1 rRNA gene is annotated in these 243 nt (G+C 54.3%); it reads left to right on the top strand.

The annotated features are described in order from the left end of the window. Positions 1-243: ribosomal RNA gene (locus tag HPT30_RS00165) — 23S ribosomal RNA — on the top strand; the annotation flags it as partial.

Raw genomic sequence — 243 nt, 5'->3', positions numbered from 1 at the left:
AGCTTGATATTGAATTTGGGTACGATCTGTACAGGATAGGTGGGAGCCGTAGAGACAGGAGCGCAAGCTTCTGTGGAGGCGCCGTTGGGATACCACCCTGATCGTATCTAGGTTCTAACCTAGTGCCCTCATCGGGTACGGGGACCGTGTCAGGCGGGCAGTTTGACTGGGGCGGTCGCCTCCTAAAGAGTAACGGAGGCGTTCCAAGGTTCCCTCAGAATGGTTGGAAATCATTCGAAGAGT

It is taken from the genome of Paenibacillus agri (assembly GCF_013359945.1).
Lineage (GTDB): Bacteria > Bacillota > Bacilli > Paenibacillales > Paenibacillaceae > Paenibacillus_AQ > Paenibacillus_AQ agri.
This window is presented reverse-complemented; position numbering and strand designations above follow the sequence as displayed.